A 25248-nucleotide genomic window follows, 5' to 3' on the forward strand; every position below is an offset into this window, starting at 1 on the left:
ACTTATGCGACCACCCGGCGCTTCTCGGCCAAGCGGCTGCGGCCATACAGCACCACAATCGCCAGGATCGCCAACGCCTGCGCACTCAACGAGTACGCATCGGCGTGGATGCCCAGCCAGTCGAAGTCAAAGAATGCCACCGGGCGTGTGCCGAAGATGCCAGCTTCCTGCAACGCCTTCACGCCATGCCCGGCAAACACCACCGAGAGCGCACACAGCAATGCCGCGTTGATACCGAAGAACAACGCCAGCGGCAGCTTCGCCGAACCGCGCAGGATCACCCATGCCAGGGCCACCAACAGCACCAGCGCCGTGGCGCCACCCGCCAACACCGCGTTGTGCCCGGCCGGGCCGGCTTGCAGCCACAGGGTTTCGTAGAACAGGATCACTTCGAACAGCTCGCGGTACACCGAGAAGAACGCCAGCATCGCAAAGCCGAAGCGCCCACCGCCGCCCACCAGGCTGCTCTTGATGTAGTCCTGCCAGGCGGCCGCGTGGCGTCGGTCGTGCATCCACACACCAAGCCACAGCACCATCACGCTGGCGAACAGGGCCGTGCAACCCTCAAGCAGTTCGCGCTGGGCGCCGCTTACGTCAATCACATAGGCCGCCAGTGCCCAGGTCGCCAGACCCGCCAGCAGCGCCAGGCCCCAACCCACGTTGACGCTGCGCACCGCCGATTGCTGGCCGGTGTTACGCAGGAACGCGAGGATCGCGGCCAGTACCAGGATCGCTTCCAGGCCTTCACGCAACAGGATCAGCAAGCCAGAGATATAACTCAACGACCAGCTCAGGCCGTCGCTGCCCAGCAAGCCGGCAGATTCGGTGAGCTTGCCCTTGGCCACGTCCAGGCGCTGTTGCACCTGCTCGACCGGCAAACCGTCCTGCAATGACTGCCGGTAGGCCATCAGCGCTTTCTCGGTGTCCTTGCGCACGTTGGCGTCGACGTTGTCCAGGGAGCTTTCTACCAGCTCGAAGCCTTCCAGGTACGCGGCCACCGACAGGTCGTAGGCCTGCTCGTGGTCACCCTTCTGGAACGCGGCCAGGCTCTTGTCCAGCGTGGTGGCGGTGTAGTCGAGCAACTGCGCCGGGCCGCGCTTGACCTGCGGCGGTTGCGCACGCTGCGCGCGAAACGTCGCAGCCGCCGCAGGGCCGTTTGCGGCCAGCACTTCGTTGGGGGTCTGGCGGGCCAGGTCGGCGAGGTTGAACGGCTGCTCGCTGTTCGCGGCGGCCGGGTCGGCAGTGAATCCGGCGATGTAGGTGGCCAGGTCCCAGCGCTGGCGGTCGTCCAGCTGGTCGGTGAAGGACGGCATGTCGGTGCCTTCGACGCCCAGGCCGAGGGTGTTGTAGATCGCGTAGAGGCTCAGGCGATCCAGGCGCACAGCATCCCGCAGGTTGGCGGGCGGCGGCGTCATACCCACGCTGGCCGGGCCGTCACCGGCGCCAGCAGTGCCATGGCATACCGAGCAATGCTGGGCGTAGAGCGGTGCTCCGCGCGTTGGGTCAGGGGTGATCGCCGGAGCTTGGCTGACTTCATAAGCCACTGCCAACTGCGCGCCCAATTGACGGGCTTGGCGAGCGACTGTAGGGCCGTCCTGATGGACGGTTACCGCCGCTAACAGTTCGTCGACGCCTTTGACCAACGCCGCGCGCTCCGGCCGCTGTGGCAGTTCTGCCACCAGGCCCTGCAACACCCCGAGAAATTCCAGTTGTTCGCGGTATTCGGATTCATCGATAACCTTGCCCGCCTCCACCGTCGCGGGATAGTCAGCGCCAATGTAGTCCAGCAAATGCAGGGCTTGTGGCGCGCCCTCGGCAGTCGCGGCCAACAGGTTGAAGCTGCACGACATCAACGCCGGCAACATCAGCCAGGCGAGAAAACGGAAGGGGGCAGTCATGAACGAATCTCAAAGGGAAATACGAAGTAACACATTGTTAGGGCTTAACGGATTTGACTCAAGGCGTAAGTGATTGGGCGTTTGCACGGGAGGGCAGTTTCAGAAGCGGACTAGTGGCGCTTTTGTTGAGGTTGCTAGGCAAAAAGCCATTGTTTTGCCATTAATGGTGCTTATAATGCCGCGCCCTGTTAGTGCGAAAGGGAATTTCGTTCCTCGTTTTTATGAGGAATGACCACATCGGTTGATACTTTCAGGGAAGAAGTCTGCATGGCATTTCGCGCCTTACCTTCGCTCGCGCTCGCGGCGGTGACGTTGTTGTCCGGCTGTTCGATGTTCCGCAGCTACGACAACGAGCTGCAAGCCACCAATCAGCAATTGGCCACCGGCAATGTCGACGCCGCCCTGACCCTGCTGGAAAAGAACAACACCGGCGACGACAAGGACCTGCTCTATTTCTTCGAAAAGGGCGAGCTGCTGCGTGCCAAGGGTGATTTGACCGGTAGCCAGACCGCCTGGCGCAGCGCCGACCTGCAAGTCTACCAGTGGGAGGAGTCGGTCAAGTTCGACAGCGCCAAGTACCTCGCCCAGTTCGGCAGTTTCCTCGCCAACGACAAGGTGCGTCGCTACGAAGGCTATGACTACGAAAAGGTCATGCTGACAACGCAGATGGCCCTGAACCTGCTGGCCATTAACGACTTCGACGGTGCACGCACCGAAATCAAGAAGACGCATGAACGCGAAGCAGTCATCGCCGACCTGCGCGACAAGGAATACCTCAAGCGCGAGGACGAAGCCCAGCGCGAAGGCGTGACCACCCAGATGAAAGACCTGCGCGGCTATCCAGTGGAAACCCTGGACGCGCCGGAAGTGGTCGGCCTCAAAAACAGTTACCAGAGTGCGTTCAGCCATTACCTGGCGGGTTTCGTCTACGAAGCCCTGGGCGAAAAAGACCTGGCCGCGCCAGGGTATCGCAAGGCCGCCGAGCTACGCCCCAACACCCCGCTGCTGGAAAAGGCCCTGCTCGACCTGGACAAATCCAAGGTCGGCGCCGATGAAACCGACGTGTTGATCGTGGTGCAGAGCGGCCTGGCACCGGCCCGTGACTCGATTCGCCTGCCGCTGCCAATCCCGATCAATGGCAACCTGGTGATCACCCCGCTGTCGTTCCCGGTGATCAAGGCGGACACCTCCACCGCGCCCTTCGCCCAGATCGGCGTCGACGGCCAGCAACAGAACCTCACTGCACTCAACAGCACCACGGCGATGTCCCGCCGCGCCCTGCGCGACGACATGCCGGGGATCATCCTGCGTACCACGGTGCGTGCGGTCACCCGTGGCGTGGCGCAAAACAACCTGAACAAGACCAACCCCATGGCGGGCCTGGTGCTGGGTATCGCCTCGGCCGTCACCGAAGGTGCCGATACCCGCACCTGGCGCACCCTGCCGGACATGACCCAGGTGACTCGCTTGCGCCTCAAGCACGGTGAGCACCAAGTCAGCCTGCCCAATGCCCTGGGCGGCACGCTGGTGACAGTCAAGGCCGATCAGCGTTACCAGGTCGTGACCCTGCGCGTCGTCGGCAACCAGGTATTCGCTGGCGGCCTGGCCGCCCATGTGGTGCCAAGTACCGTCAACCAGGCCATCGCCCTCAAACAACCTTAAGGAGCACGCTATGCGTCATTTCATCCTCGGCGCCCTGGCGCTGGTCCTGCTTGCCGGCTGCGCCACCCCGCCGCCACCGGAACCCGGCAGCGCCGCGAGCAAAATCGTGGTCATGGGCAAGTTCAAGGGCATTGCAGTCGGCGCCATCCGTGTTGCCCGCGAGAACGGCTTCCTCACCGCCAAGGTGCAGTTGAGCAACATCACCAGCAGCAACCAGATGATGTATTACCGCTTCGCCTGGCTAGGGGCAGACGGTTTCCCGGTGGGCGAAGAAGAAACCTGGAAGGTGCTGAACCTGTACGCCAACCAGGCGACCTTCCTGCCGGCGATTGCCAATTTGCCGCAGGCGGCGGACTTCCGTCTTGAAGTGAAAACCCCTTGAGCCGTCCATCCTTTTTGCTGCTGAGAGATTTCCCAATGTTTGCACGCTTCTCGATCCTTGCCGCCGTCGCCATCCTGGCCAGCGGCTGCGCCAACACGTCCCCGGTACTGGGCGGTAAAAACATCAGCTACGGCGATACCAAGGCCGTGGAACTGGTGACTAACGAGTTCGGTTCCACCGACCTGCAGATGATCGCCGAAAGCATGACCCGCTCCCTGGCCCAGTCCGGAATCCTGCAAGGCCGTCCGGTGGTGCAGGTGTACGACGTGAAGAACAAGACCAGCGAGTACATCGATACCCGCGAAATCACCACGTCGATCAAGACCCAACTGATGAAGACCGGCACCGCACGCTTCGCCAGCGACAACACTGACATGCAGAGCCAGGTCGACCAGCTCAAGCTGCAGAACCAGAGCGGGCTGTACAAGAAGTCCACCGTCAGCAAGACCGGCAACATGGTTGCCGCCAAATACCGCCTGGAAGGCTCCATCAGCTCCATCGTCAAGCGCAGCGCTGACTACAAGGACGTGTTCTACAAATTCAGCCTGCAGCTGATCGACGTCGAGAGCGGCCTTGCCGAATGGATGGACGAAAAAGAAATCCGCAAGACCACGGAGCGCTAAACAATGCGTGCATGGATCGGCATGATCGGCCTGCTGTGCGCCTTCGGCGCCTCGGCCGCCCCGAAAATCGCGGTGACCGACCTGGCCTATGAGGCACGGGTCGAGGAATACATCCACCAGGTTTCGGCGAGCAACAACTTCCAGGCCAGCGCTTACCACGCCAGCGGCGCCTCGAACTACAGTGAGTACGAAAGCCGTACCAGCTACATCGAACAGACCGAGCTGCGCAAATTCAGCGGTGATATCAAGGGTGAAATCCTCAAGTCCCGGCAGTTCCAACTGGTGCAGGGCACGCCCTACACCGCCGAGGCCAAGGGTGACGTCTACGATGTGATCAAGCGCATCAAGGCCGGCAACTTCAAGGGTGCGGACTACGTGTTGTTCGGCACCCTGTCAGACATCGATTTCACCCAGGACATCAATGCCCTGGACCACACCAACGGTTACTCGGCGGTGCTGGGCCTGACGCTGGTGGCGGATTTCAGCCTGATCAATACGCGCACCTACGAGATCACCTCGGCGTTTACCGCCATGGGTGAAGGCCAGGACACCAAGCTGGTGAACAGCCGTGATGTACGCGTAAGCCTGAATCGGCCGCGTGTGGTCAGGGAAGTATCGAAAGCCTTGGGTGAGGATGTGGCTCGGCAGTTGGCGGAGCAGTTGGGGGGTGGGTATCAAGACCCGGGCCAACCGCCGTTGCGCAACAACCTGCCAAGGGATGAAGCGCCGAAGATCTTGCGCTGAACCGGGACGTCACCAGCAACTCAAAGGCTTGCTCACGAATGCGGTAGATCAGTCAGTACTTCTGTTAACTGACACGCCACATTCGCGAGCAAGCCCGCTCCCACCTTCTCTAGACGTCTTCTTCAGTTGAATCGTGGTTTACGCCGTGGCGCGATGCAAGCTGGCCAGAAAACCTGCCGCCCCCACGAACAAGCCGGCAAACGTACGGTTCATACGCTTCTGTTGCTTGGGCGTACGCAACAGGCGCAAGACTTTCGACGCCAGCCCCGTATACCCCGCCATCACGACCATATCGACGCAGATCATCGTTGCACCCAGGATCAGGTACTGGACCAGCAGGGGCGCCTGCGGGTTCACGAACTGCGGCAGTACTGCCAGCATGAACACCAGGGCCTTGGGGTTGCTGGCGTTGACCAGAAAGCCACGGAACATCATTGCCATCGGCTTGCCGATTGGGCGCACGGCTGCGTCATCGGTCATGTCCATGGGCAAGGCTCGCCATTGCTTGATGGCCAGGTACACCAGGTACGCCACGCCAAACCATTTGATCGCATAGAAGGCAGTGGACGACGTCGCCAGAATGGCGCCCAGGCCGCACGCCACGACCGCAATCTGCATCGCCAGGCCCAACTGCAGGCCAATGGCATTCCAGTAACCGCGCAGGAAACCGTATTGCAGGCCGCTGGACATCGAAGCGATGGCGCCGGCGCCGGGGGAAAGGGAGATGATCCAACTGGCCAGGAAAAAGGCCAGCCACGTATCGAGAGCCATTACACACCTCAGGAGGGAGTTTGCTGTTGCGCTTTAAGCTAACTCCACCGGCCAAAGTATGGCTATAGATTTTTACAAGATGTGAATGCTAGCGGTCGCCCGGAAACACATGGGTACCTGGCCAACGTCGCACCGAGCGCTGGAAGAACAAGCTGTTGGGCACTTGCACCATCGCGCTGTCGGTTCCGGCCTCCGCCACTTCAACCAGCGTGGTGTAGAGCAGGTTGATCGCCACGACCCTGCCTTTCACCCCTGGTTTGTCGACGGTGTCCACCAGTTCGACGATATCACCGAGACGAAACGGCCCGACGGTGAAGATCAGAATGGCGCACAGCAGGTTGGACAATACCGACCACATAGCGAAGAACGCCACCGCTGCGACTGCGACAAACCCCGACAGCGCCGTCCACAACACCGTGGCAGAAACACCCAGGCGACCCAGTACAAAGATCAGCGCACTGCCCATGATCAGCCAGCGCAGGCCTCCGCGCAGCGGCATCAGCAATTGCGGGGGGAACGGGTAACGCTCACCCAGGCGAGTCAAGCCCTTGGCAACAAAACGCTGCGCGAGGTAGCCGGCCAGCAGGATCAGCAGGATTTGCACACCGATCCATACGGGCTCGACCCACTGCGTCGGTATAGGCAGCTGTAACGCTTCCATCAGGACAGCGCCTCCAGCTCCGCTTGCAGGGTTTCCAGCAGTTCGAGGGCTTCCATCCAGGTTTCCTCCAATTGCCCTTCGCGCACCTTGAGCTTGGCTTGTTCAGCCAGCAGGTCGCGCAACTCGTCCTTGCGAGCAGCTTCGTACACCGCGCTGTCGCCCAGGCTGGTTTCGATCTTGGCCAGGCGCTCGTGCACCTTGCCCAACTCGGCTTCCAGCTTGTCGGCTTCACGCTTGTGCGGCGCCAATTGTTGGCGCAATGCAGCGGCCGCCTGACGCTGGGCCTTCTTGTCGGTCTTGTCGGGGTTGACCGGGGTATTGCTGACCGGCGCGTTGCGCAGGCGATATTCCGTCAACCAGCGGGCGTAGTCGTCCAGGTCGCCGTCGAATTCTTCGACTTTGCCATCGGCCACCAGCAAGAAGTTATCCGTGGTGCTCTTGAGCAAGTGGCGATCGTGAGACACCACCAGTACCGCACCACTGAATTCCTGCAGGGCCATGGTCAGTGCCAGGCGCATTTCCAGGTCGAGGTGGTTGGTGGGTTCGTCGAGCAACAGCAGGTTCGGACGGTCCCAGGCGATCAACGCCAGGGCCAGGCGGGCTTTTTCGCCGCCGGAGAAATTCAGCACCGGCTCATCAATGCGCGCGCCACGGAAGTCGAAACCGCCCAGGAAGTCGCGCAGGGTCTGCTCGCGCTCGGTCGGCGCCAGGCGCTGCAAGTGCAGCAATGGGCTCGCCTTGGAGTCCAGAGAGTCCAACTGATGCTGGGCGAAGTAGCCCACCACCGTGTTCTCGCCACGGGTCAGCCGGCCGGCCAAGGGCGAAAGCTCACCGGACAGGTTCTTGATCAGTGTCGATTTGCCCGCACCGTTAGGGCCGAGCAAACCAATACGCGCACCCGGTGTGAGTTGCAGCTTCACTTTTTCCAGGATGGTTTTGTCGCCATACCCCAGGCGCGCATCGGAAAGATCCAGCAAGGGGCTGGAGATCTTCACCGACTCGCGGAACACGAAGTCGAACGGCGAATCAACGTGGGCCGCCGACAGTTCCTCCATGCGCTCCAGGGCCTTGATCCGGCTCTGGGCCTGACGGGCCTTGGTGGCCTGGGCCTTGAAGCGGGCGATGTAGCTTTCCATGTGCGCACGCTGCGCCTGCTGCTTCTCGTAGGCCTGTTGCTGCTGGGCCAGGCGTTCGGCGCGAGCGCGTTCGAAGGCTGTGTAGCCGCCACGGTAGAGCGTGATTTTCTTCTGTTCGACGTGGGCGATGTTGTCGACCACGGCGTCGAGGAAGTCCCTGTCGTGGGAGATCAGCAGCAAGGTGCCCTGATAATTCTTGAGGAAGTCTTCCAGCCACAGGATCGCATCGAGGTCCAAGTGGTTGGTCGGTTCGTCGAGCAGCAACAGGTCCGATGGGCACATCAACGCCTGCGCCAGGTTCAGGCGCATGCGCCAGCCCCCGGAGAAATCGGCGACCGGACGGTCCATTTGCTCGTTGGTAAAGCCAAGGCCGGCGAGCATCTTGCGGGCGCGGGCGTCGGCGGTGTAGCCGTCGGCGCTGTCGAGTTCCGAATGCAGGCGGGCCTGGGCGGCGCCGTCCTGGGCTTTCTCGGCCTCGGCCAGGTCGTGTTGCACCTGCCGCAGGCGCAGGTCGCCATCGAGCACGTAGTCGATCGCGATGCGGTCCAGGGTGTCGATCTCCTGGCGCATATGGGCGATGCGCCAGTCGGCCGGCAGCAAGCAGTCCCCGGAATCCGGGGTCAGCTCGCCCAGCAACAGGGCGAACAACGTGGATTTGCCGGCACCATTGGCACCGATCAGGCCGGCTTTGTGACCGGCGTGCAGGGTCAGCTCGGCGTCTTCGAGAAGACGTTGCGGGCCACGCTGTAATGTTAGGCTTTGAAGTCGGATCATAATGGCGGCGGAGTCTACCAGCTTCGTTGGCCGCTGGCTTGGGTGTGAATATGTGCGCTGACCTGTGGAGCTTTGCCCTATCGACTTACGCCCGGCCGGGCGTCGAAGCCGCTTGCCTGCGTTTGCAACAGCAAGGTGCGGATGTGTGCCTGTTGCTGTGTGGCGCCTGGCTGGAGCAGCGCGCAGTGACCGCGACCGCCGAACGCATGCAAGCCCTGAAACAGATTGCCAGGCCTTGGCAGGCGCAGGTGATCGAACCGTTACGACACGTACGTACGCAATGGCGTGGCATGGCGCAGCAGGATGAGGATCTGGCGAGTTTACGCGAACGGGTCAAGGCCTTGGAGCTGGACGCCGAACGGCAGCTGCTGACGCGACTGCAAACGCTGGCACAAGCATGGCCGACAGGCGAGCCGATGGACCCAGGATTGTGGCTGGAAGGACTGGCGGCTGAGGATGCCGCCAACCTTGACCACGACGCGCTGCAGCAGCTGCGCGTCGTGGCCACCAGCACTTAGGAAGCGCTGGTTGGGGTGGTGCTTGGCGCTACCGGAGCAGGGGTGCTGCTGGCCGGTGCAGTTGGAGCGGTGGGCGCTACCGGGGCGGCAGCAGGTGTCGCTGGCTTGGCCGGTGCTGGTTTTGCAGCAGCAGGTTTGGCAGCTGGCTTGGCGGCTGGTTTCGCAGCAGCAGGTTTGGCAACTGGCTTGGCGGCTGGTTTTGCAGCGGGAGGTTTCGCAGCTGGCTTGGCGGCTGGTTTTGCAGCGGGAGGTTTCGCAGCTGGCTTGGCGGCTGGTTTTGCAGCAGCAGGTTTGGCAGCTGGCTTGGCGGCTGGTTTTGCTGCAGCCGTTTTAGCAGCTGGCTTGGCGGCTGGTTTTGCAGCGGCCGTTTTAGCAGCTGGCTTGGCGGCTGGTTTTGCAGCAGCTGTTTTAGCAGCTGGCTTGGCGGCTGGTTTTGCTGCAGCCGTTTTAGCAGCTGGCTTGGCAGCTGGTTTTGCTGCAGCCGTTTTAGCAGCTGGCTTGGCGGCTGGTTTTGCTGCGGCAGTTTTAGCAGCTGGCTTGGCGGCTGGTTTTGCTGCGGCCGTTTTAGCAGCTGGTTTTGCAGCGGCCGTTTTAGCAGCTGGCTTGGCAGCAGGTTTTGCTGCGGCAGTTTTAGCAGCTGGCTTGGCGGCTGGTTTTGCTGCAGCCGTTTTAGCAGCTGGCTTGGCAGCAGGTTTTGCTGCGGCTTTCGCAGGTGCCTTGGCAGCAACAGCCTTGCTCGCCGGCTTTTTCGCCGCGCTTGCTGCAACAGCTTTTGCAGGGGTACGAGTGCCCAGCACTTTCGCCACAGCTTCCTTCACACGACCAACGCCCTGGGCCAGTTTCAGGCTTTCCTGAGCGTCTTTTTTGAGTTGGGAAATGTAGGCGCGGGTTTCAGCTTGGCGATCCTTGAGAGCATCCAGCAGGTCCTCAAGTTCTTTGACAGCGTCTTTGGCTTTGGCTTGAGCCTTGGCCTTGCCGGCAGTCGCGGCGTCTTGCAGTTTGGTGCGGGATTTGTGCAGCTTTTCTTGCGCTTTACCGCGTTGTTTTTCCAGCTTGGCGAGCAGTTTTTCTGCATCGGCCAACGCTTGGGAACAGGCGCTTTCCAGATGCTCGAGCAAGCTGCCCGAAAGTTGTTGGAGTAAATGCAACGGGGTATTAACAGGCTTCTGTTTGGCCGACATGGTTTACCTCCTGGCTGACGTGGGTGCGGCTCATACTAGCCCTCTGCTCTTACCGCCGCTAGGGCATGTTGACAGTATCCTTTGCCTCGCGTTGCACCGTGCGAAAATTCTTATCGTTATAACGAAAATACGCGGCACTTTTTACCCCCTCACACTGGCATAATTCGTCGCACTTTCGGCGGGAGAATGCCCATGACGCGTTACCTTTTTCTTGTGCTTGGCCTGGCGATTTCGGCGGCCAATGCGAGCGAGCAATCGCCGTCCAAAACCACCGAACAGAACCAGCACGATCTCGCCTACAGCCTGGGCGCCAGCCTTGGTGAACGCCTGCGCCAGGAGGTTCCCGACCTGCAGATCCAGGCGTTGATCGACGGCCTCAAGCAAGCGTATCAAGGTAAGCCGCTGGCGCTGGACAACGCACGCATCGAGCAGCTACTTGCCGAGCACGAAGCACAGAACGAAGCCGATACGCAGGCACCTCAAAGCGAAAAATCACTCGCCGCCGAACAACAATTCCTGAGCAAGGAAAAAGCCGTAAAAGGTGTGCGCGAGTTGGCGGATGGAATTCTGCTCACCGAACTTACGCCCGGTACTGGCGACAAGCCGACGGCCAGCGATCAAGTTCAAGTGAAGTACGTGGGACGGCTACCCGATGGCACCGTGTTTGACCAGAGCGCGCAACCCCAGTGGTTTCGGCTGGACAGCGTGATCAGCGGTTGGAGCAGTGCGTTGCAACAGATGCCCGTAGGGGCGAAATGGCGCCTGGTGATTCCATCGGCCCAGGCCTATGGCGCGGACGGTGCCGGTGAACTGATCCCGCCCTATACGCCTCTGGTGTTCGAGATCGAGCTGCTCGCGACACGACGCTGAGCCAATAAAAAACGGTGCGTCATGCGCACCGTTTTTTTATACCGCTGTCGAGGTTCAAGCCTGGGTAGCAGACTCTTCCTTGTGGGCGTTGTGCAGCACTTCGATCAGGCAATCTTCCAACTCGAATCGCTCATGCAGCAACGCACCCAATTCCTTGAATTTTTCTGCAACACAGTTTCCGGCATCACACAGGTCCGTGAACGCCAGCAGCTTCTCGGTGATGACGTCGATGCGCGGATAGAGGGTCTCAGCCAAGTCCAGGCCACGCTGATCGTCGAAGGCTTCCGCCTCCTTGGTCAGTTGCTCGTAGACGCCGAAATGGCCGGCTGACACATAGTCCACTAACACACCGCAAAAATCCTGCAACGGTTCACGATTCTCAGCCAGTGCCTCGGGCTTGGCGCCGAGAGCATCAAAGGCCCGAACCAGTTCGTGACGTGCCTTCAACCAGCTGTCGATCAGCTTGTGCACCCCACCCCAGCGTTCCTGAGCATTCTGACAACTTTCCAGCATGATGATCTCTCTTCCCTAGTAGGGGCGCTGCCGCCTGGTGCCCGCGCAACACTTCAAGGATAAAGCAGCAGCCGGACAAGGCCGCGTCTGACAAACGGTTTCGATAACACGTGCGGGCCAGATTATGCCCGCATGACTATGGCTTCAAGGTACGCAGGAGAGAAAGTTCATACAAGTGTTTAATCCCGTCCTACAAACTGAGACTGGCCTTCAGTTCCTCGCCAGGCGCAAACGCGGGCTCAAGAACAACCGTGAAAACTGCAGGATGTTCAGGATCAGCATCCCGACGAAGAACAACAGGCTCCACTCTGGAAGGCTTAGGTCAAACAGCGTCCAAGTGATCTCCACGCAGTCGACGGTACCTTTGACGGTCAATTGCAGGGCCTGCCAAAACGACAGGTTTTCGATCATGTAGTGAAGGCTGGGCCAGCAGTCGGCTGCCTGGTCCGGTGCGGCGTTTTGTAGCAATACCTGGCGCACGGCAGTCATGGCGCCGAGCAGCGCGAAGCCCATGCTTGCCAGCCCGTAAACGTAGATGACGGAACGCCTGGGGTTATGGAGGGCGGCGACGAGGTTGATCAAGGTGACAGCGGCCAGGAACGCCCGCTGCATCTGGCACAGGAAGCAAGGGCGCAGTGAGACGCCGAACTCAAGGTAAAAAGACGCGCCCAATGTCAGCGCACCTGCCAGGAACGCAAGGAAAAACAATGAGCGTGAAGGGGCCAAAGACATGCTTTATCCGCATCGCGAAAGATAGGTCGCTACGGTAGAGGAAAGGCCTGACCGCTTTCAATACATGCCAGAGCAGACGATTCCGCGAGAGGGTAAGGACTTCCCACCAGAAGATGGAAGACTTAGGGCAATCGAGCGTCGGACTTTGCCCACAAGCGCTCTAGCGCCACTCTTTTCGAGTTTTTGAAGGGTTGGCTACCAGACATATCCGAGCCAACCCTCCTGCACTTTCCTACATCAGGCGCGTGCCGGGACAGGCAGGGGTGATGCCAGCAAACGGTTATCCAGCAACCCAAGCCCCTCCTGGAACAGCTGGTTACTGCGCTCAGTGTCACCCAGTTGGGCCAGCAAACGCGCCAGCTCGGCGCAGGCTTCAGGATTGCGTTGCACCTGCAGACTGCTTTCCAGGTAATCCCGCGCCTTGCCCCACAGGCTGTTTTGCAAGCACAGGCGTCCCAGCGTCAACAGCAGGCTGGCATCGCCCGGGTGGTCCTTGAGCCAGCCCTCGGCAAACTTCAATTGCCGGGCTGGATCGCTACCACGCAACAGGCCATATAGCCGGATCAGGTGGCTGTCGTAGCTGCGCTTGATCGCGACACGCAACACTTCTTCCGCCTTGGCGTCGGCGCCCAGCTGGCGCAGTTGCTCTGCATAGGCCAGAACCAGTTGTGGCTCCTGGCGCTGGGCGGAAGTCAGTTGCTGCCAGGCCCGCTCAAGGGATTGCAAGCCGGCTTCGCCCTGTTCTTCACGTTGGGCTGCAAGGCTCAGGTTCTCACCCCAGGCACGGCGCTCAAGCTCGGCCAACTCGCTGGCAGGCAGCACTTTGTCTTTGCGCAGTTCCGGCAGCAGGCGGATCACCGATGACCAATCGCCTCGCTGCTGATGCAGGCGCTGCAATTGACGCAGGACCTGCGCGTTATGAGGATGACGCTCATGCATCGCCTGCAAGGTGATCAGTGCGCCCTCGCTGTCGCCGCGGTCCAGCTGCAGTTGCGCATGGCTCAAGGCAACCGCCAGCTCGGCCTGGGGCTGGCGCTCCAGGGCGCGTTCCAGCAAGCCGTCGGACTCTTCGTAACGTCCCTGCTCATTCGCTGCACGGGCCGCGCCGAGGTAGTACAGCAATGGATGGCGCTCGGCTTCGGCAGCACGGTGCAGGTGGCGCTCAGCGCTGGCCCAGCGGCCTTCGGCGAGGTCCATCTGGCCTTGCTCGATGGCGATCTGCACGCGGCGGCTGCGGTTACGCCGCGACCACGGGTTGACCACGCCACCGGAAGTGGTGACCAGGCTCAACAGCACCCGGATCAGGTAGATCGCCAAACCGAGGACAAACACCGCCACCACAGTCGCCCACAGGCTCGACTCGTAATGCAGTACATGCGGGTAGGTAATCAGCACGTAGCCGGTGTGTTTCGAAATGCCCACAGCCAGTGCCAGCGCGATTGCAATTGCCAGCACCAGGATCACATAGAAACGCTTCATCGGCTCTACTCCTGCTTCGCCGGCGTCGCCGCCGCCTTGGCTTCGTCGGCAGACAGATGACGACGCTCAAGGTACGCCTGCACCGCAGCCAGGCTCGCCGCCAGGTCCGGCGTCTTCACCGAAACCGCCTTGGGCTCAAGCTCGGCGATACGCGCCAGCATCGCCTTGCTCTGCGGATTGTCCTGGTTGAAGTTGTCCTGCAACACGCTGCGGGCCTCGCCCAGGGAGCGGCTGTAGACGGCCGACTCGCCGTTGAGCGCCGCCCATTGTGCTTGCTCCAGGGCCAGGCTAAGGGCCAGGCGTACCTGGTTCAGACCCTGGCCGGCGAGCAGCGGACGGATGTTGTCATCGGGGTTGAAGTCGATGCGAAAGTAACGGGAAATCTGCTCCCACCACTGTTTCCAGCGGCTGTCCGTATCAGTGTTCGGGCGCCCCTCGGAAGCAGGTTCCGTCAGCTGATACTCAGGGGCAATGGCCGCCAACTGCACGACCTGGTCACGCAAGGCCGCCAATTGCAGATACAGCCCGGTGCGGTCCGGCTGCTCGGTGCTGCGCAGCGCGGCAAGGCTCTTGGCCAATTGCTCGCGGGCGGCATAGGCACCTGGATCGCTTTGCTCACGAAGAATTTCGTCGGCCCCCTGGACCAGCGCCTGGGCGCTGTTGATATCCTGCAGGGCAGACAAGCGCAGGCTCGCCAAGCGAATCAAATGTTCGGCCTCGGCCAGGCGCCAATCCTTGCGGCTGGCCCCCAGTACGGTTTCCAGGCGCTGGCTCAGCTGTTGCTGGTCACCTTGCAACTGGGCCACCAAGCGACGGCGCTCCTCCAGCTCATCCGCACCCGGCAATTGCGCCAGGCGCGCGGCCAGCTGTTGCTGGCTTTGCTTGAGGCACTGGGACTGGTCATCGAGGGTCTGCACCTGGCCCAACTGCTGTTGGCTGCTGGCTTGCAGGGCGCGGACCTGCCAGATCCCCCAGCCGCCGGCGGCAACACCCGCGGCGCCGAGCAGCAGGGCGACGATTGCCAGGCCATTGCCACGGCGCGGCGCGATGACCGGTGACTCAACCGGCGCCTCAAGTGCGGGTTGGGTTTCATCTTTAGGCAAGGCTGTTTCGCTCACGTATCCGTCCTTTGCGTTTCAGAGAGTGGGAACGGTATAGCTCCGTATCGCCACTAACAAAGCCGCGGCACTCGCACCGCGACAATCCACAACTTTTTCTGCGCCAGCGGCCCGCGCCATTTCCTGGACTCGCGGGCTCGGCACGAACAACGGCAGCTGAGCCACCTGTGGCCAATCGGCTCCGGCCAGGGCCTGCAGGTGTAAAAAACCCTGCCCACTGCTGACCACCAGGCCGTTCAAGCGTTCCAACTGGATGCGTTGCATCAATATCCCGGCGTCGTAGTCCGGCAGGAAACGGCGATACAACTCCAGATAGTCGACACTAGCACCTTGCTCACGCAAGCGCTCCGCCAGCAGTTCGCGACCGCCCTCGCCGCGCAGGATCAATACCTGGGCATTGGGGCGAGCGATAGCCTCGCGCAACGCAGGCAATTGAAGCAAGGCCTCGCTGTCATCGCCAGTCGAGGGGTAGTGAACGTCGAGGCCGTGATCAGCCAGTACCTGTGCGGTGGCTGCGCCGACACTGAACCACGGCAGTGGCTTCACTGCTCGCTCCAGCTGCCGCACGGCCAGGCGTGCGGCTGGCTTACTGACGACGATCACCGCGCAGTAGCGGCCCAGGTCATGGAAGACAGCCTGCTGTTCGGGTGTAACGGGGAGCGGCTCGATGTCGAGCAACGGCAAGCTGCTGCTGAAAATACCCGCGTCGGACAACGTGGCCGCCAGGGCCATCGACTCCTCGGCAGGCCGCGTCAGCAGCAGGCGCCATTCGGTCACTGCGGACCGGCCTCGCCGTAGACCTTTTGCAGAATGGCACCGGCGCCCTTCTCCAGCAGCGCTTCAGCCACCTGGATACCCAGGGCGGTAGCGTTGCCCTGGGGACCACGCACCTCAGCGGTCAACAGGGTGCCGCCTTCCGGGTCTCCAACCAAGCCGCGCAACCACAGGTTGTCACCTTCGAGCACCGCGTAGCAGGCAATCGGCACCTGGCAGCCACCGTTGAGGTGTTTGTTCAGCGCACGCTCGGCGGTGACGCGCACTTCGGTGTCCTGATGGTCCAGGGGTTTGAGCAGGGCATGGATTTCACTGTCGGCGGTACGGCATTCGATACCAACGGCACCCTGCCCACCTGCGGGCAGGCTGTCCTCGACGCTGATTGCCGAGGTGATACGGTGTTCGAAGCCCAAGCGGATCAGGCCGGCCGCCGCAAGGATGATCGCGTCATATTCACCCGCATCCAGCTTCGCCAAACGGGTGTTGACGTTGCCGCGCAGGAAACGGATCTGCAAGTCCGGACGCCGGGTCAGCAGCTGTGCCTGGCGGCGCAGGCTGGACGTACCGACGATGCTGCCCAGGGGCAGCTCATCCAACGATGCATACGTATTGGAAACGAAGGCATCACGCGGGTCTTCGCGCTCACAGATACAAAAAAGGCCCAGGCCTTCCGGGAAGTCCATGGGCACATCTTTCATCGAATGCACGGCGATGTCGGCTTCGTTTTCCAGCAGCGCGGTTTCCAGTTCCTTGACGAACAAACCCTTGCCGCCGATCTTCGACAGTGGCGAGTCGAGCAGTTTGTCGCCGCGACTGACCATGGGCACCAGGGACACCTTGAGCCCCGGGTGAGCCTGCTCCAGGCGTGCTTTGACGTATTCGGCCTGCCACAAGGCCAGGGCGCTTTTACGGGTGGCGATGCGGATTTCGCGAGAGGACATGGATCAATCCGTACTGAATAGATACGGCAGATAATAACAGCTCAGGCAAATACGCTTTGATTTGAATCAGCAAGTGCGGGGCCTCCCTGGCCACGTCGCACCGGGATAAGGAACACAGGCCTCGCCAAAGCCCTTGGGCTAAAGCTGCTGCATCATCTTGCGCACACCGGCGACATGCCGTCGGCTGACGATCAACGCGTCACCGTTAAGGCCTTTCAGGAAGAGCTGAAAGTGCCCAAGGGGCGTGCGTTGCAGGCGTTCGATTCGCTCGCGGGCCACCAGCGCGTTGCGGTGGATGCGCACGAAGCGGTCGCCGAACTCATCCTCAAGCGCCTTCAGCGGCTCATCGAGCAGCACTTCGCCGCCCTGGTGACGCAAGGTCACATACTTGTGATCGGCAATGAAATAGACCACTTCGCCCAGCGGGATAAGCTCGATGCCTTTGCGTGTACGGGCGCTGATATGGCTGCGTGGCCCGTTACCACTTTGAGCCGCAGGCTGAGTCAGCGCGGCAAGCTGGACGCGGGTTGGGCGCTCGGCCTTTTTCAGGGCCTTGAGCACTGCATCGCCAGCCACCGGCTTGGTGAGGAAGCTGACACCGCTGGCCTCCAGCGTCTCCGCGGAAAACTCTTCACCGGCTGCGCAAAACACCACGGCGGGTGGTGACTCGCGCTCGCTCAGTCGGGCAGCAACTTGCAGGCCATCGAGGCCCGGCATACGGATATCGAGCAACACCACATCCGGCTTGAGGCTGTCGATCAGCGTCAACGCCTCTTCGCCCGTGGTGGCGCTCGGCTCTAGTACTGCATAACCCTCGAGTTCACTGACCAAACGGCTCAGTCGCTCGCGGGCTTGGGGTTCGTCATCAACGATCAGGACATTCATATTGCGCTGGATTCCTGCGTGAGTCTCGCACAAGGATAGCGTAGACAGGTGCGGTGACTTGCGTCACAGCGATCCACGCTAAGACTAGCGCGAGCGGCAAAAAGTGCCCTGAGAGTGGCACCCATATTTACCCGGACCTGTTCAATAGCGCCCAAGACCTGCTGCCTTCGGGCATCGTCGTAGGGTTTGCTGATACACAATCCGAATACCCCCCTTTTTTAATGGATAGTCTGGGCTCTGACCGCATCACCCGACTTTGGTGCATTCACACACTATCAGTCCAACTGTAGACGCTCACTGAGACGGCATTGCTCAATCGTCAAATATCGTTTCAATAAGCCCTGCACCAGTCTCGTACCGGACGCGGCCGGCGGCAAGGCACTTAGCCATCCTTTGCACAAATAAAAATGCCGACGACCCGCAGCACCGCCTCCACGGGCAACCCTGTTATCATCGCCGGCACACTTCCATGCCTTTTTATCAAGCAGATCACGAGCGAATCCATGAGCACCGACAAGACCAACCAGTCCTGGGGCGGCCGCTTCAGTGAACCCGTCGACGCCTTCGTCGCCCGCTTCACCGCCTCCGTCACCTTCGACCAGCGCCTGTACCGCCACGACATCATGGGCTCCATCGCCCACGCGACGATGCTGGCCAAGGTCGGCGTGCTGACCGATGCCGAGCGCGACAGCATCATCGACGGCCTGACCACCATCCGTGGCGAGATCGAAGCCGGCACGTTCGACTGGCGTGTCGACCTGGAAGACGTGCACATGAACATCGAAGCCCGCCTCACCGACCGCATCGGTGTGACCGGCAAGAAGCTGCACACCGGCCGCAGCCGCAACGACCAGGTGGCCACCGATATCCGCTTGTGGCTGCGTGACGAGATCGACCTGATCCTGTCGGAAATCACCCGCCTGCAGAAAGGCCTGCTGGAACAGGCCGAGCGTGAGTCGGACACCATCATGCCGGGCTTCACTCACCTGCAGACCGCGCAACCGGTGACCTTCGGCCACCACCTGCTGGCCTGGTTCGAAATGCTCAGCCGCGACTACGAGCGGCTGGTGGATTGCCGCAAGCGCGCCAACCGCATGCCATTGGGCAGCGCCGCGCTCGCCGGTACCACTTACCCGATCGACCGCGAGTACACCGCGCAACTACTGGGCTTCGATGCCGTCGGCGGCAACTCGCTGGATGGTGTGTCGGACCGTGACTTCGCCATCGAATTCTGCGCCGCTGCCAGCATCGCGATGATGCACCTGTCGCGTTTCTCCGAAGAGCTGGTGCTGTGGACCAGCGCGCAGTTCCAGTTCATCGACCTGCCGGATCGCTTCTGCACCGGTAGCTCGATCATGCCGCAAAAGAAAAACCCCGACGTGCCCGAGTTGGTACGTGGCAAGAGCGGCCGCGTGTTCGGCGCCCTGATGAGCCTGCTGACCCTGATGAAAGGCCAACCCCTGGCCTACAACAAGGACAACCAGGAAGATAAGGAGCCGTTGTTCGACGCCGCCGACACCCTGCGCGACTCGCTGCGCGCGTTTGCCGACATGATCCCGGCGATCAAGCCCAAGCACGCGATCATGCGTGAAGCGGCGCTGCGCGGGTTCTCCACCGCGACGGACCTGGCCGACTACCTGGTACGCCGTGGCCTGCCGTTTCGCGACTGCCACGAAATCGTCGGCCACGCGGTGAAGTATGGCGTGGACACCGGCAAGGACCTGGCGGAAATGAGCCTGGAAGAACTGCGTCAGTTCAGCGATCAGATCGATCAGGATGTGTTTGCCGTACTGACCCTGGAAGGCTCGGTGAATGCGCGTAACCACGTGGGCGGTACTGCGCCGGCGCAGGTGAAGGCTGCCGTGGCACGCGGCCAGGCACTGCTCGCCAGCCGCTAGACCCAGCGCTCAGCTGCAGCGCGGTCAAACCTGGGGGAGCGGGCTTGCTCGCGAACGCCGTATTTCAGTCACCAATGCGTTGACTGATCCACCGCTTTCGCGAGCAAGCTCGCTCCCCTATTACGAGCAGCGGCCGTCGTGACTATTTCTTCGCCGCAATCATGGCCATGAACGCCGGCATCGCCGCCTCCCTGTCTGCCGCCACTTTCTGAGCGTTGGGCATGGCGTGCAACTTTTCCAGCAATGCCTTGGCCACCGGCATCTCAGCCAGCAGATCCAGGCCAAACAGCTTCTCGCCCACCGCACAGGCGAGGTTCACGCTGTACATGAAATACAGATCGGCAATCGTGAAGCTCTCCCCCGCCACGAACGGCGCGAACTTCCCGTGCCTGCCCAACGAACTGAACCCCAACAGCAACTCGGCCTTGGATTTCTCCTTGATCGCTTCCGGTACCGGCATGCCAAAGAACGCCTCGGCAAAACATGCGCGGGCAGGCAATTCGATGTACAGCTCGATCTCCCGGCACAGCGCCAGCACCTGCGCGCGCTGGAACGGCTCGGCCGGCAGCAGCGCCGGCCCCTCCTGGGTATGCTCGATGTATTCGAGGATCACGCTGGTTTCGTTGATGAAACCCTGCTTTACGCCCAGCACCGGCACCTTGCCTCGCGGGCTCACGGCCAGGGCTTCAGGGGTTTGCCCGGCATAAAAGGGCACCTCTTCGAACGGCAGCCCTTTCTCCAGCAGCGCCAGCTTGACCATGTTGTAGTAGTTACTGACTGAGAATCCGTAGAGCTTGAGCATGACTGTGCCTCCAGGCCGGGAATGGGGTTGGCTGCAAGTGTTATAGATCCCGGCGCTAGCCTTGACCAGCAGCATCACCCGCTTGAATGGGGGTAGACTGGCGCCCTTTCCTTAAGGAGCCTGCCATGAGCGAGCCGACCGATATCGACAACGACGAAGAAGAATTCACCGAAACCACCCTGATCGAAGCAATCGAGAATCAGATCGAAAGCGAAAACCCGCCAGCGGCCAAAGCGACCTTCAACAAGCTGACACTGGTCGGTTACGAGCGTGAAGACATCTTGCAAATGATGGCCCACGTGCTCGCCGTCGAAATCGACGCATTGCTGGAAGAGGACCGCGCCTTCAATACCGAATGGTATGAAACTGCACTGCGCGCCCTGCCGGAACTGCCTGCGCAAAAGCAATAATCCCAGGGTGCAGTAACACGCTGGACAGTTCGGCAAAGTGCGTTCACCTTATGGCCTGCTAGCCTCTAATAAATTCTTAGAAAGTCTGGAGTCCTTATGTCGTATACCCCTGAGTTGGTTGCCGAACTGGAAATCCTTGCACTCTTCAACCTGGGCAGCTCCCAGGAAGGTCTGAAAGTCCACCAGACCGCCGCGCCCACTGCCATCGCCGCTGCCAAGCGCCTCCATGCGAAAGGGCTTATCGACCAGCCGGACGGGGGCTACCTGACCAGCCTTGGCCGGGACGCTGCCGAGCAAGCCCAAACCCTACTGACCATCCTGACCACTGCCAGTACCAAAGAAGCCGCCTGACACCTGATACCGCCCATGGAGTCCGCCCCTTGCGGATTCCGAGGGCGTTGCTGTGGATGTGCGAAAATTCTGACGTCAAAATCCATTTCCCTCTAAACCTCCTACGCTACTGGCTGTAAACTCCTACACGGCCGCCCACGTCGGGCCCTGCGAGCCACCGACCTCGACATGACCCGCACCCATGAAATCCGCCCCGACCTGGACGAAGGCATCGACCGCAAGGTGCTGGCCCAATTGCGCGCGCGTTTCATGGCCCTCAACGAAGGCCGTATGGCCCGGGCCGTCGAGGGGCTGACGCCGCGCCAGCAAAGCGTGCTGAACCTGTTACCGCTGTTCTTCCACGTCAACCACCCGCTGCTGCCCGGCTATGTATCGGGCAGTACACCAGCAGGCCTGTCGAATTTCGAGCCCGACCCGCAGGCCCTGGCAGAAGCCCAGCGCCTGACCCGCTCGTTCTCCTACAAGCCGCGCCACGGCAACCCGCCGCGGCCTATCCACGGCCTGTACCTGATGGGCAGCCTCGGCACCCTGGCCCAAGCCGATCAGAGCGATATGGACGTGTGGGTCTGCCACGCCGCGGACCTGACTGAAAGTGAGCTGGCCGAACTGCGCAAGAAATGCCAGCTGTTGGAAGCCTGGGCCCTGACCATGGGCGCCGAGGCGCACTTCTTCCTGATCGAACCGACACGCTTTGTGCTCGGTGAGCGCGACACGCAACTGAGTTCCGATGATTGCGGCACCACCCAGCATTACCTGCTGCTGGATGAGTTCTACCGCACCGCCATCTGGCTGGCCGGGCGTACGCCGATCTGGTGGCTGGTGCCGGTGTATGAAGAGACCCGCTATGCCGAATTCACCCACACGCTGATTTCCAAGCGCTTTATCCGCGCCGATGAAACCCTGGACCTTGGCCACTTGGCGCGCATCCCCCCGGGCGAATTCATCGGCGCCGGGCTGTGGCAACTGTTCAAGGGCATCGAGTCGCCCTACAAATCGGTGCTCAAGCTGCTGCTGACCGAGGTCTACGCCAGCGAACACCCGAACGTGCAGTGCCTGAGCCTGCGCTTCAAGCGTGCGGTATTCGCCAACCAGATGGACCTGGACGAGCTGGACCCTTACATCGTGGTGTACCGCCGCATCGAGGAATACCTCAAGGCCCGCAACGAGCCCGAGCGCCTGGAACTGGTGCGGCGCGCGCTGTACCTGAAGGTCAATCGCAAGCTCAGTGCCGGCCAGCGCACCACCAGCTGGCAAAGGCTGCTACTGGAGCGCCTGGCCCACGAATGGGGCTGGGACCAGCGCCAATTGGCGCTGCTGGACAGCCGTAGCCAATGGAAGGTGCGCCAGGTGGCCTCCGAGCGCCGGGCACTGGTCAGCGAGCTCAATTACAGTTATCGCTTCCTGACCCAGTTCGCACGGACCGAACAGACCGTCAGCCTGATCAACAAGCGCGACCTCAATGTGCTGGGTCGACGCCTGTACGCCGCGTTCGAACGCAAGGCCGGCAAAGTCGAGTTCATCAACCCGGGCATTGCCCCGGACCTGGCCGAAGACACCCTGACCCTGGTGCAATCGCCTAACCGCAAGGAGCCGGGCCAGCACCACTGGGGGCTGTACAACGGCAACCTCACGGCCCTGGAATGGGAGCACTTCGCGCCGATCAAGCGCAGCCGCGATCTGCTGGAAATGCTCACCTGGTGCCATCGCAACGGCGTGATCGACAGCAGCACGCGCCTGGCCTTGCACCCCGGCACCAGCGACATGACTGAGTTCGAGCTGTTCAACCTGCTGGGCAGCCTGCAACAAACCATCGCCCTGCCCCTGGCCAGCGTTGATGAAATCCGCCTGCTGCGCTCGGCGGTGCCCGAGGAGGTGTTGCTGCTGATCAACGTCGGCGTCGACCCCCTCAAGCACCACCGCGACCTGAATATCCTGATGACCACCGAGCGCACCGACTCCCTGAGTTACGCCGGTGTGCGCGACAACCTGGTGCTGACCCTGGACCAGGTCACGCTCAATAGCTGGAACGAGGTGATGGTCAGCCGCTACGACGGCCCCCACGCCCTGCTCGACTGCTTGCGCGACTACCTCAACCAGTTGCCGCCAGACCACCTGCCACGCCTGCGCGTGCGCTGCTTCTGTCACAACCGTGCGCAATTCATTGCCCAGCGTGTGGAAGAAATCTTCGACACCGCGCAGAGCCTGCTGCTGGGTCAGGGCAACCACCGTTATTTGCTCCAGGTGCAGCAGCACTATCACGTCATGGAACTGATGCCAGGCCAGGCCACCCATGTGTCACTGGCGACCCAGGATGCGCTGATCGCCTACCTCAGCGAAGAACTGGCCAGCTACAGCCCGTTGCACCTGGACGCCATGGCCCTGGAGGACCATGACTTGGCACTGCTGCTGCCGATGGGCCTGGCCGACTGCGTGCAGGTGTTCTACCGGGTCAACGAAGGGTTCGCCGAGCTGTATGTGCTGGATGAATTCAACGCGCTCTGGCAGCAGCGCTTGCCGTTCCATGATGAACAGAGCCTGCTGGCGCCCTTGCAGCGCTTCTTGCAGTCGATCATTTATCGCCGGGACGCGCTGTCGCCGCTGGACCCGCAAGAGCCGCTGGGCGCAGTGCAGATCCTGTATTACCAGCTATTGCCGTCGGGCAGTGGTCGCGCGCGCGGCATCGAGCCGCGGCCTGCGCCGTTGAACCCGGCGAACAAACCGTTTTATGACGTGCAGGCAATTATCGGCAAGGCAGCGCCGGGCCAGGTGGGGATCACCCTGTATTGCAATCAGCGGGAGTTTTCCGAGCTTGAGTTTGGCGACCAGCTGTTTGCAGTGGTCGCCCAGGAAATCGTCGGGCAACGCCGGGAAGTCGAACGTTACCGCTGCTACATCACCGACCTCGACCTCTCCGGCCTGCTCGGCGATGTGCAAAGCCCAAGCAACCTGTACCTGCGTTACAAGGCCGAACTTGAGCTGTCGCTTAACGAGGCACTGAGCCAGATTTAAAGAGGGAAGGCACCGCCGTCCTTGGGCTGGCCTTCCACGCTGAGCAACTCCAGCTTGAGGGTCTTGCCGCCGGGTGCCGGCCAGTCGATATGCTGGCCCACTTGCAGGCCCAGCAGGGCGCTGCCTACCGGCGCCAGGATCGAGATCTTGCCTTCGTCGGCGTTCGCGTCTTTCGGATAGACCAGGGTCAGGTGGTAGTCCTTGCCGCTGCCTTGCTCACGGCAATGCACGCTGGAGTTCATGGTCACGACACCCGCAGGCACTTCATCGTGACCAACCACGTCTTCGGCGCGGTCGAGTTCGGCTTGCAACGCTTCGACGCCGGGAGATTCGTCGCCCAGGCGGTCGATCAGTTGCTCCAGACGCTGCACGTCAAGACGGGTGAGGATGATGGACGGTGCGGTGGTCATGATTCAGGCAGACTCCTTTTTTCTGCACAAAAAAGCAAAACCCCGCCAGGAAAAGGCGGGGTTCTCACGGGCCTCGATGAGTTGAGGCGTACCCGGACACTACCACAGCGTCACAAATAAACAAGACGGCCTCAGGCGTTGGCCCGACGCTGCTCGGCCTCGGCACAGATCACTCGGCGCCGGGCATCGTCGGCGGAGCGCCATTCACGGATATCTTCCACGTGGCGAAAGCACCCGAGGCAGACCTTCTGCTCGTCCAGGCGACACAAACTGATACAAGGTGACGGCACCGCCGGGCTGACATTACTGAACAGCGGTTTCGGCGGACGTACGGCGACAGGCTGGGTCACGGTCAAATCTCGTCGAAGTCCAGCTCGACGCCGGCTTGTTCCAGGACCAGGCGCGCCAGTATTTCACCCAGCAGCTCTTCGCTTTTGTCGCATTGCCACTTGCCGCTTTCTTCGTCGTAGTCGAAGTGGATACCGCCCGAACGTGCAGCCAGCCACAACTGACGCAACGGCTCCTGGCGACTGAAGATCAGTTGGGTGCCGTTCTCGAACTTGACGGTCAGCACGCCGGCCGAGTTTTCCAGGTCCACGTCCAGGCCGCTGTCGTCGAAAATATCTTCCAGCGCCTGCTGGGTCGAATCCACCAGGTCGTGAAAACGGGCTTCGGTCAAACTCATTGTGGCAACCTCAAAAGTGTC

At 61.4% G+C, this 25248-nt stretch carries 26 protein-coding genes; 10 read left to right on the forward strand and 16 right to left on the reverse strand.

Annotation, left to right across the window (positions count from 1 at the left end; translation table 11 throughout):
* Window positions 1-2 precede the first annotated feature (2 nt).
* Window positions 3-1898 (reverse strand): FTR1 family protein, encoded by a 1896-nt coding sequence (locus ATH90_RS27655; protein WP_034110192.1) that lies wholly within the window; start codon window positions 1896-1898, stop codon window positions 3-5.
* A 267-nt stretch (window positions 1899-2165) separates the two neighbouring features.
* On the opposite strand from ATH90_RS27655, the gene ATH90_RS27660 reads away from it, so the two are divergent.
* The 4 genes from ATH90_RS27660 to ATH90_RS27675 are packed head-to-tail and all read left to right on the forward strand — an operon-like array spanning window position 2166 to window position 5309.
* A complete protein-coding gene (locus tag ATH90_RS27660; protein ID WP_098467560.1) occupies window positions 2166-3560 on the forward strand; it encodes a COG3014 family protein in 1395 nt (464 codons plus the stop codon).
* Window positions 3561-3570: 10 nt separating this feature from the next.
* Window positions 3571-3942, forward strand: coding sequence for a YcfL family putative periplasmic lipoprotein (locus tag ATH90_RS27665; protein WP_034110196.1), 372 nt, complete (start codon window positions 3571-3573; stop codon window positions 3940-3942).
* A 35-nt stretch (window positions 3943-3977) separates the two neighbouring features.
* The gene (lpoB, locus tag ATH90_RS27670) at window positions 3978-4565 is read left to right on the forward strand and encodes a penicillin-binding protein activator LpoB (protein ID WP_098467561.1); all 588 of its coding nucleotides are present in this window, start codon (window positions 3978-3980) and stop codon (window positions 4563-4565) included.
* A 3-nt stretch (window positions 4566-4568) separates the two neighbouring features.
* Complete coding sequence (locus ATH90_RS27675; protein ID WP_098467562.1) at window positions 4569-5309, forward strand: penicillin-binding protein activator LpoB; 741 nt, start codon at window positions 4569-4571, stop codon at window positions 5307-5309.
* A gap of 138 nt (window positions 5310-5447) precedes the next feature.
* Here the strand turns inward: ATH90_RS27675 and ATH90_RS27680 are convergent, their stop codons facing one another.
* The 3 genes from ATH90_RS27680 to ATH90_RS27690 form a co-directional block, all read right to left on the reverse strand.
* Entirely contained in the window at window positions 5448-6080 is a 633-nt protein-coding gene (locus ATH90_RS27680; protein WP_034110202.1) for a LysE family transporter, read from the reverse strand.
* Between the two features lie 88 nt (window positions 6081-6168).
* Window positions 6169-6741 (reverse strand): mechanosensitive ion channel family protein, encoded by a 573-nt coding sequence (locus tag ATH90_RS27685; protein WP_025857438.1) that lies wholly within the window; start codon window positions 6739-6741, stop codon window positions 6169-6171.
* On the reverse strand, window positions 6741-8651 hold the full coding sequence (locus tag ATH90_RS27690) for an ATP-binding cassette domain-containing protein (RefSeq protein ID WP_034110205.1): 1911 nt from the start codon (window positions 8649-8651) through the stop codon (window positions 6741-6743). The genes ATH90_RS27685 and ATH90_RS27690 overlap by 1 nt, the downstream gene beginning before the upstream one ends.
* A 50-nt stretch (window positions 8652-8701) precedes the next feature.
* On the opposite strand from ATH90_RS27690, the gene ATH90_RS27695 reads away from it, so the two are divergent.
* A complete protein-coding gene (locus ATH90_RS27695; RefSeq protein WP_098467563.1) occupies window positions 8702-9169 on the forward strand; it encodes a TIGR02444 family protein in 468 nt (155 codons plus the stop codon).
* Here the strand turns inward: ATH90_RS27695 and ATH90_RS27700 are convergent.
* Window positions 9166-10350, reverse strand: a complete 1185-nt coding sequence (locus ATH90_RS27700) for an AlgP family protein (RefSeq protein ID WP_098467564.1) — start codon at window positions 10348-10350, stop codon at window positions 9166-9168. The two genes, ATH90_RS27695 and ATH90_RS27700, sit on opposite strands and share 4 nt — an antisense overlap.
* A gap of 192 nt (window positions 10351-10542) precedes the next feature.
* On the opposite strand from ATH90_RS27700, the gene ATH90_RS27705 reads away from it, so the two are divergent.
* Window positions 10543-11220, forward strand: coding sequence for an FKBP-type peptidyl-prolyl cis-trans isomerase (locus ATH90_RS27705; protein ID WP_069078543.1), 678 nt, complete (start codon window positions 10543-10545; stop codon window positions 11218-11220).
* A 54-nt stretch (window positions 11221-11274) separates the two neighbouring features.
* Here the strand turns inward: ATH90_RS27705 and rsd are convergent, their stop codons facing one another.
* From rsd to ATH90_RS27735, 7 genes are all read right to left on the reverse strand, one after another.
* Window positions 11275-11733, reverse strand: a complete 459-nt coding sequence (gene rsd, locus ATH90_RS27710; RefSeq protein ID WP_098467565.1) for a sigma D regulator — start codon at window positions 11731-11733, stop codon at window positions 11275-11277.
* A 210-nt stretch (window positions 11734-11943) separates the two neighbouring features.
* Window positions 11944-12465, reverse strand: coding sequence for a disulfide bond formation protein B (locus tag ATH90_RS27715; protein WP_034110216.1), 522 nt, complete (start codon window positions 12463-12465; stop codon window positions 11944-11946).
* Between the two features lie 237 nt (window positions 12466-12702).
* Window positions 12703-13944 (reverse strand): heme biosynthesis protein HemY, encoded by a 1242-nt coding sequence (locus tag ATH90_RS27720; protein WP_098467566.1) that lies wholly within the window; start codon window positions 13942-13944, stop codon window positions 12703-12705.
* A 5-nt stretch (window positions 13945-13949) separates the two neighbouring features.
* The gene (locus ATH90_RS29675) at window positions 13950-15062 is read right to left on the reverse strand and encodes a uroporphyrinogen-III C-methyltransferase (protein ID WP_244906007.1); all 1113 of its coding nucleotides are present in this window, start codon (window positions 15060-15062) and stop codon (window positions 13950-13952) included.
* Between the two features lie 18 nt (window positions 15063-15080).
* Window positions 15081-15839 carry a uroporphyrinogen-III synthase gene (locus tag ATH90_RS29680; protein ID WP_034110222.1) on the reverse strand — a complete coding sequence of 253 codons (759 nt, stop codon included), beginning with the start codon at window positions 15837-15839 and terminating at the stop codon, window positions 15081-15083.
* Entirely contained in the window at window positions 15836-16777 is a 942-nt protein-coding gene (gene hemC, locus ATH90_RS27730; RefSeq protein WP_034110224.1) for a hydroxymethylbilane synthase, read from the reverse strand. Before hemC ends, ATH90_RS29680 begins: the two co-directional genes overlap by 4 nt.
* Window positions 16778-16915: 138 nt before the next feature.
* Window positions 16916-17662 carry a LytR/AlgR family response regulator transcription factor gene (locus tag ATH90_RS27735; RefSeq protein WP_034110225.1) on the reverse strand — a complete coding sequence of 249 codons (747 nt, stop codon included), beginning with the start codon at window positions 17660-17662 and terminating at the stop codon, window positions 16916-16918.
* 503 nt (window positions 17663-18165) lie between these two features.
* Here ATH90_RS27735 and argH point away from each other — a divergent pair.
* Window positions 18166-19560: an argininosuccinate lyase gene (gene argH / locus ATH90_RS27740; protein WP_098467725.1), complete on the forward strand. Its 1395-nt coding sequence runs from the start codon at window positions 18166-18168 to the stop codon at window positions 19558-19560.
* Between the two features lie 142 nt (window positions 19561-19702).
* Here argH and ATH90_RS27745 read toward each other — a convergent pair whose 3' ends face one another.
* A complete protein-coding gene (locus ATH90_RS27745; RefSeq protein WP_034110226.1) occupies window positions 19703-20362 on the reverse strand; it encodes a glutathione S-transferase family protein in 660 nt (219 codons plus the stop codon).
* A gap of 125 nt (window positions 20363-20487) precedes the next feature.
* On the opposite strand from ATH90_RS27745, the gene ATH90_RS27750 reads away from it, so the two are divergent.
* From ATH90_RS27750 to ATH90_RS27760, 3 genes are all read left to right on the forward strand, one after another.
* Window positions 20488-20772 (forward strand): hypothetical protein, encoded by a 285-nt coding sequence (locus ATH90_RS27750; protein WP_034110227.1) that lies wholly within the window; start codon window positions 20488-20490, stop codon window positions 20770-20772.
* Window positions 20773-20868: 96 nt separating this feature from the next.
* Window positions 20869-21123, forward strand: a complete 255-nt coding sequence (locus ATH90_RS27755; protein ID WP_025857453.1) for a TIGR02647 family protein — start codon at window positions 20869-20871, stop codon at window positions 21121-21123.
* A gap of 168 nt (window positions 21124-21291) precedes the next feature.
* A complete protein-coding gene (locus ATH90_RS27760) occupies window positions 21292-24132 on the forward strand; it encodes a class I adenylate cyclase (protein ID WP_098467567.1) in 2841 nt (946 codons plus the stop codon).
* Here ATH90_RS27760 and rnk read toward each other — a convergent pair.
* The 3 genes from rnk to cyaY all read right to left on the reverse strand — a co-directional run bounded on the left by rnk (window position 24129) and on the right by cyaY (window position 25227).
* Complete coding sequence (rnk, locus tag ATH90_RS27765; RefSeq protein ID WP_010207444.1) at window positions 24129-24542, reverse strand: nucleoside diphosphate kinase regulator; 414 nt, start codon at window positions 24540-24542, stop codon at window positions 24129-24131. The genes ATH90_RS27760 and rnk overlap by 4 nt on opposite strands.
* Window positions 24543-24673: 131 nt before the next feature.
* Entirely contained in the window at window positions 24674-24892 is a 219-nt protein-coding gene (locus ATH90_RS27770; protein ID WP_098467726.1) for a DUF1289 domain-containing protein, read from the reverse strand.
* A 2-nt stretch (window positions 24893-24894) separates the two neighbouring features.
* Window positions 24895-25227, reverse strand: coding sequence for an iron donor protein CyaY (gene cyaY / locus ATH90_RS27775; protein WP_034110230.1), 333 nt, complete (start codon window positions 25225-25227; stop codon window positions 24895-24897).
* Between the last annotated feature and the right edge of the window lie 21 nt (window positions 25228-25248).

The sequence above is a fragment of the Pseudomonas lurida genome, assembly GCF_002563895.1.
Taxonomy (GTDB): Bacteria; Pseudomonadota; Gammaproteobacteria; order Pseudomonadales; family Pseudomonadaceae; genus Aquipseudomonas; species Aquipseudomonas lurida.

Bases quoted from the DNA above. Each gene is read 5' to 3' on its own strand.
- ATH90_RS27715 (WP_034110216.1), bottom strand. From the start codon at position 12,465: ATGTCTTTGGCCCCTTCACGCTCATTGTTTTTCCTTGCGTTCCTGGCA.
- ATH90_RS27760 (WP_098467567.1), top strand. From the start codon at position 21,292: ATGACCCGCACCCATGAAATCCGCCCCGACCTGGACGAAGGCATCGAC.
- ATH90_RS27735 (WP_034110225.1), bottom strand. From the start codon at position 17,662: ATGAATGTCCTGATCGTTGATGACGAACCCCAAGCCCGCGAGCGACTG.
- ATH90_RS27685 (WP_025857438.1), bottom strand. From the start codon at position 6,741: ATGGAAGCGTTACAGCTGCCTATACCGACGCAGTGGGTCGAGCCCGTA.
- ATH90_RS27705 (WP_069078543.1), top strand. From the start codon at position 10,543: ATGACGCGTTACCTTTTTCTTGTGCTTGGCCTGGCGATTTCGGCGGCC.
- ATH90_RS27680 (WP_034110202.1), bottom strand. From the start codon at position 6,080: ATGGCTCTCGATACGTGGCTGGCCTTTTTCCTGGCCAGTTGGATCATC.
- ATH90_RS27655 (WP_034110192.1), bottom strand. From the start codon at position 1,898: ATGACTGCCCCCTTCCGTTTTCTCGCCTGGCTGATGTTGCCGGCGTTG.
- lpoB (WP_098467561.1), top strand. From the start codon at position 3,978: ATGTTTGCACGCTTCTCGATCCTTGCCGCCGTCGCCATCCTGGCCAGC.
- argH (WP_098467725.1), top strand. From the start codon at position 18,166: ATGAGCACCGACAAGACCAACCAGTCCTGGGGCGGCCGCTTCAGTGAA.
- ATH90_RS27700 (WP_098467564.1), bottom strand. From the start codon at position 10,350: ATGTCGGCCAAACAGAAGCCTGTTAATACCCCGTTGCATTTACTCCAA.
- ATH90_RS27665 (WP_034110196.1), top strand. From the start codon at position 3,571: ATGCGTCATTTCATCCTCGGCGCCCTGGCGCTGGTCCTGCTTGCCGGC.
- ATH90_RS27690 (WP_034110205.1), bottom strand. From the start codon at position 8,651: ATGATCCGACTTCAAAGCCTAACATTACAGCGTGGCCCGCAACGTCTT.
- ATH90_RS27745 (WP_034110226.1), bottom strand. From the start codon at position 20,362: ATGCTCAAGCTCTACGGATTCTCAGTCAGTAACTACTACAACATGGTC.
- ATH90_RS27695 (WP_098467563.1), top strand. From the start codon at position 8,702: ATGTGCGCTGACCTGTGGAGCTTTGCCCTATCGACTTACGCCCGGCCG.
- ATH90_RS27750 (WP_034110227.1), top strand. From the start codon at position 20,488: ATGAGCGAGCCGACCGATATCGACAACGACGAAGAAGAATTCACCGAA.
- cyaY (WP_034110230.1), bottom strand. From the start codon at position 25,227: ATGAGTTTGACCGAAGCCCGTTTTCACGACCTGGTGGATTCGACCCAG.
- rnk (WP_010207444.1), bottom strand. From the start codon at position 24,542: ATGACCACCGCACCGTCCATCATCCTCACCCGTCTTGACGTGCAGCGT.
- ATH90_RS27675 (WP_098467562.1), top strand. From the start codon at position 4,569: ATGCGTGCATGGATCGGCATGATCGGCCTGCTGTGCGCCTTCGGCGCC.
- rsd (WP_098467565.1), bottom strand. From the start codon at position 11,733: ATGCTGGAAAGTTGTCAGAATGCTCAGGAACGCTGGGGTGGGGTGCAC.
- hemC (WP_034110224.1), bottom strand. From the start codon at position 16,777: ATGTCCTCTCGCGAAATCCGCATCGCCACCCGTAAAAGCGCCCTGGCC.
- ATH90_RS27720 (WP_098467566.1), bottom strand. From the start codon at position 13,944: ATGAAGCGTTTCTATGTGATCCTGGTGCTGGCAATTGCAATCGCGCTG.
- ATH90_RS27755 (WP_025857453.1), top strand. From the start codon at position 20,869: ATGTCGTATACCCCTGAGTTGGTTGCCGAACTGGAAATCCTTGCACTC.
- ATH90_RS27660 (WP_098467560.1), top strand. From the start codon at position 2,166: ATGGCATTTCGCGCCTTACCTTCGCTCGCGCTCGCGGCGGTGACGTTG.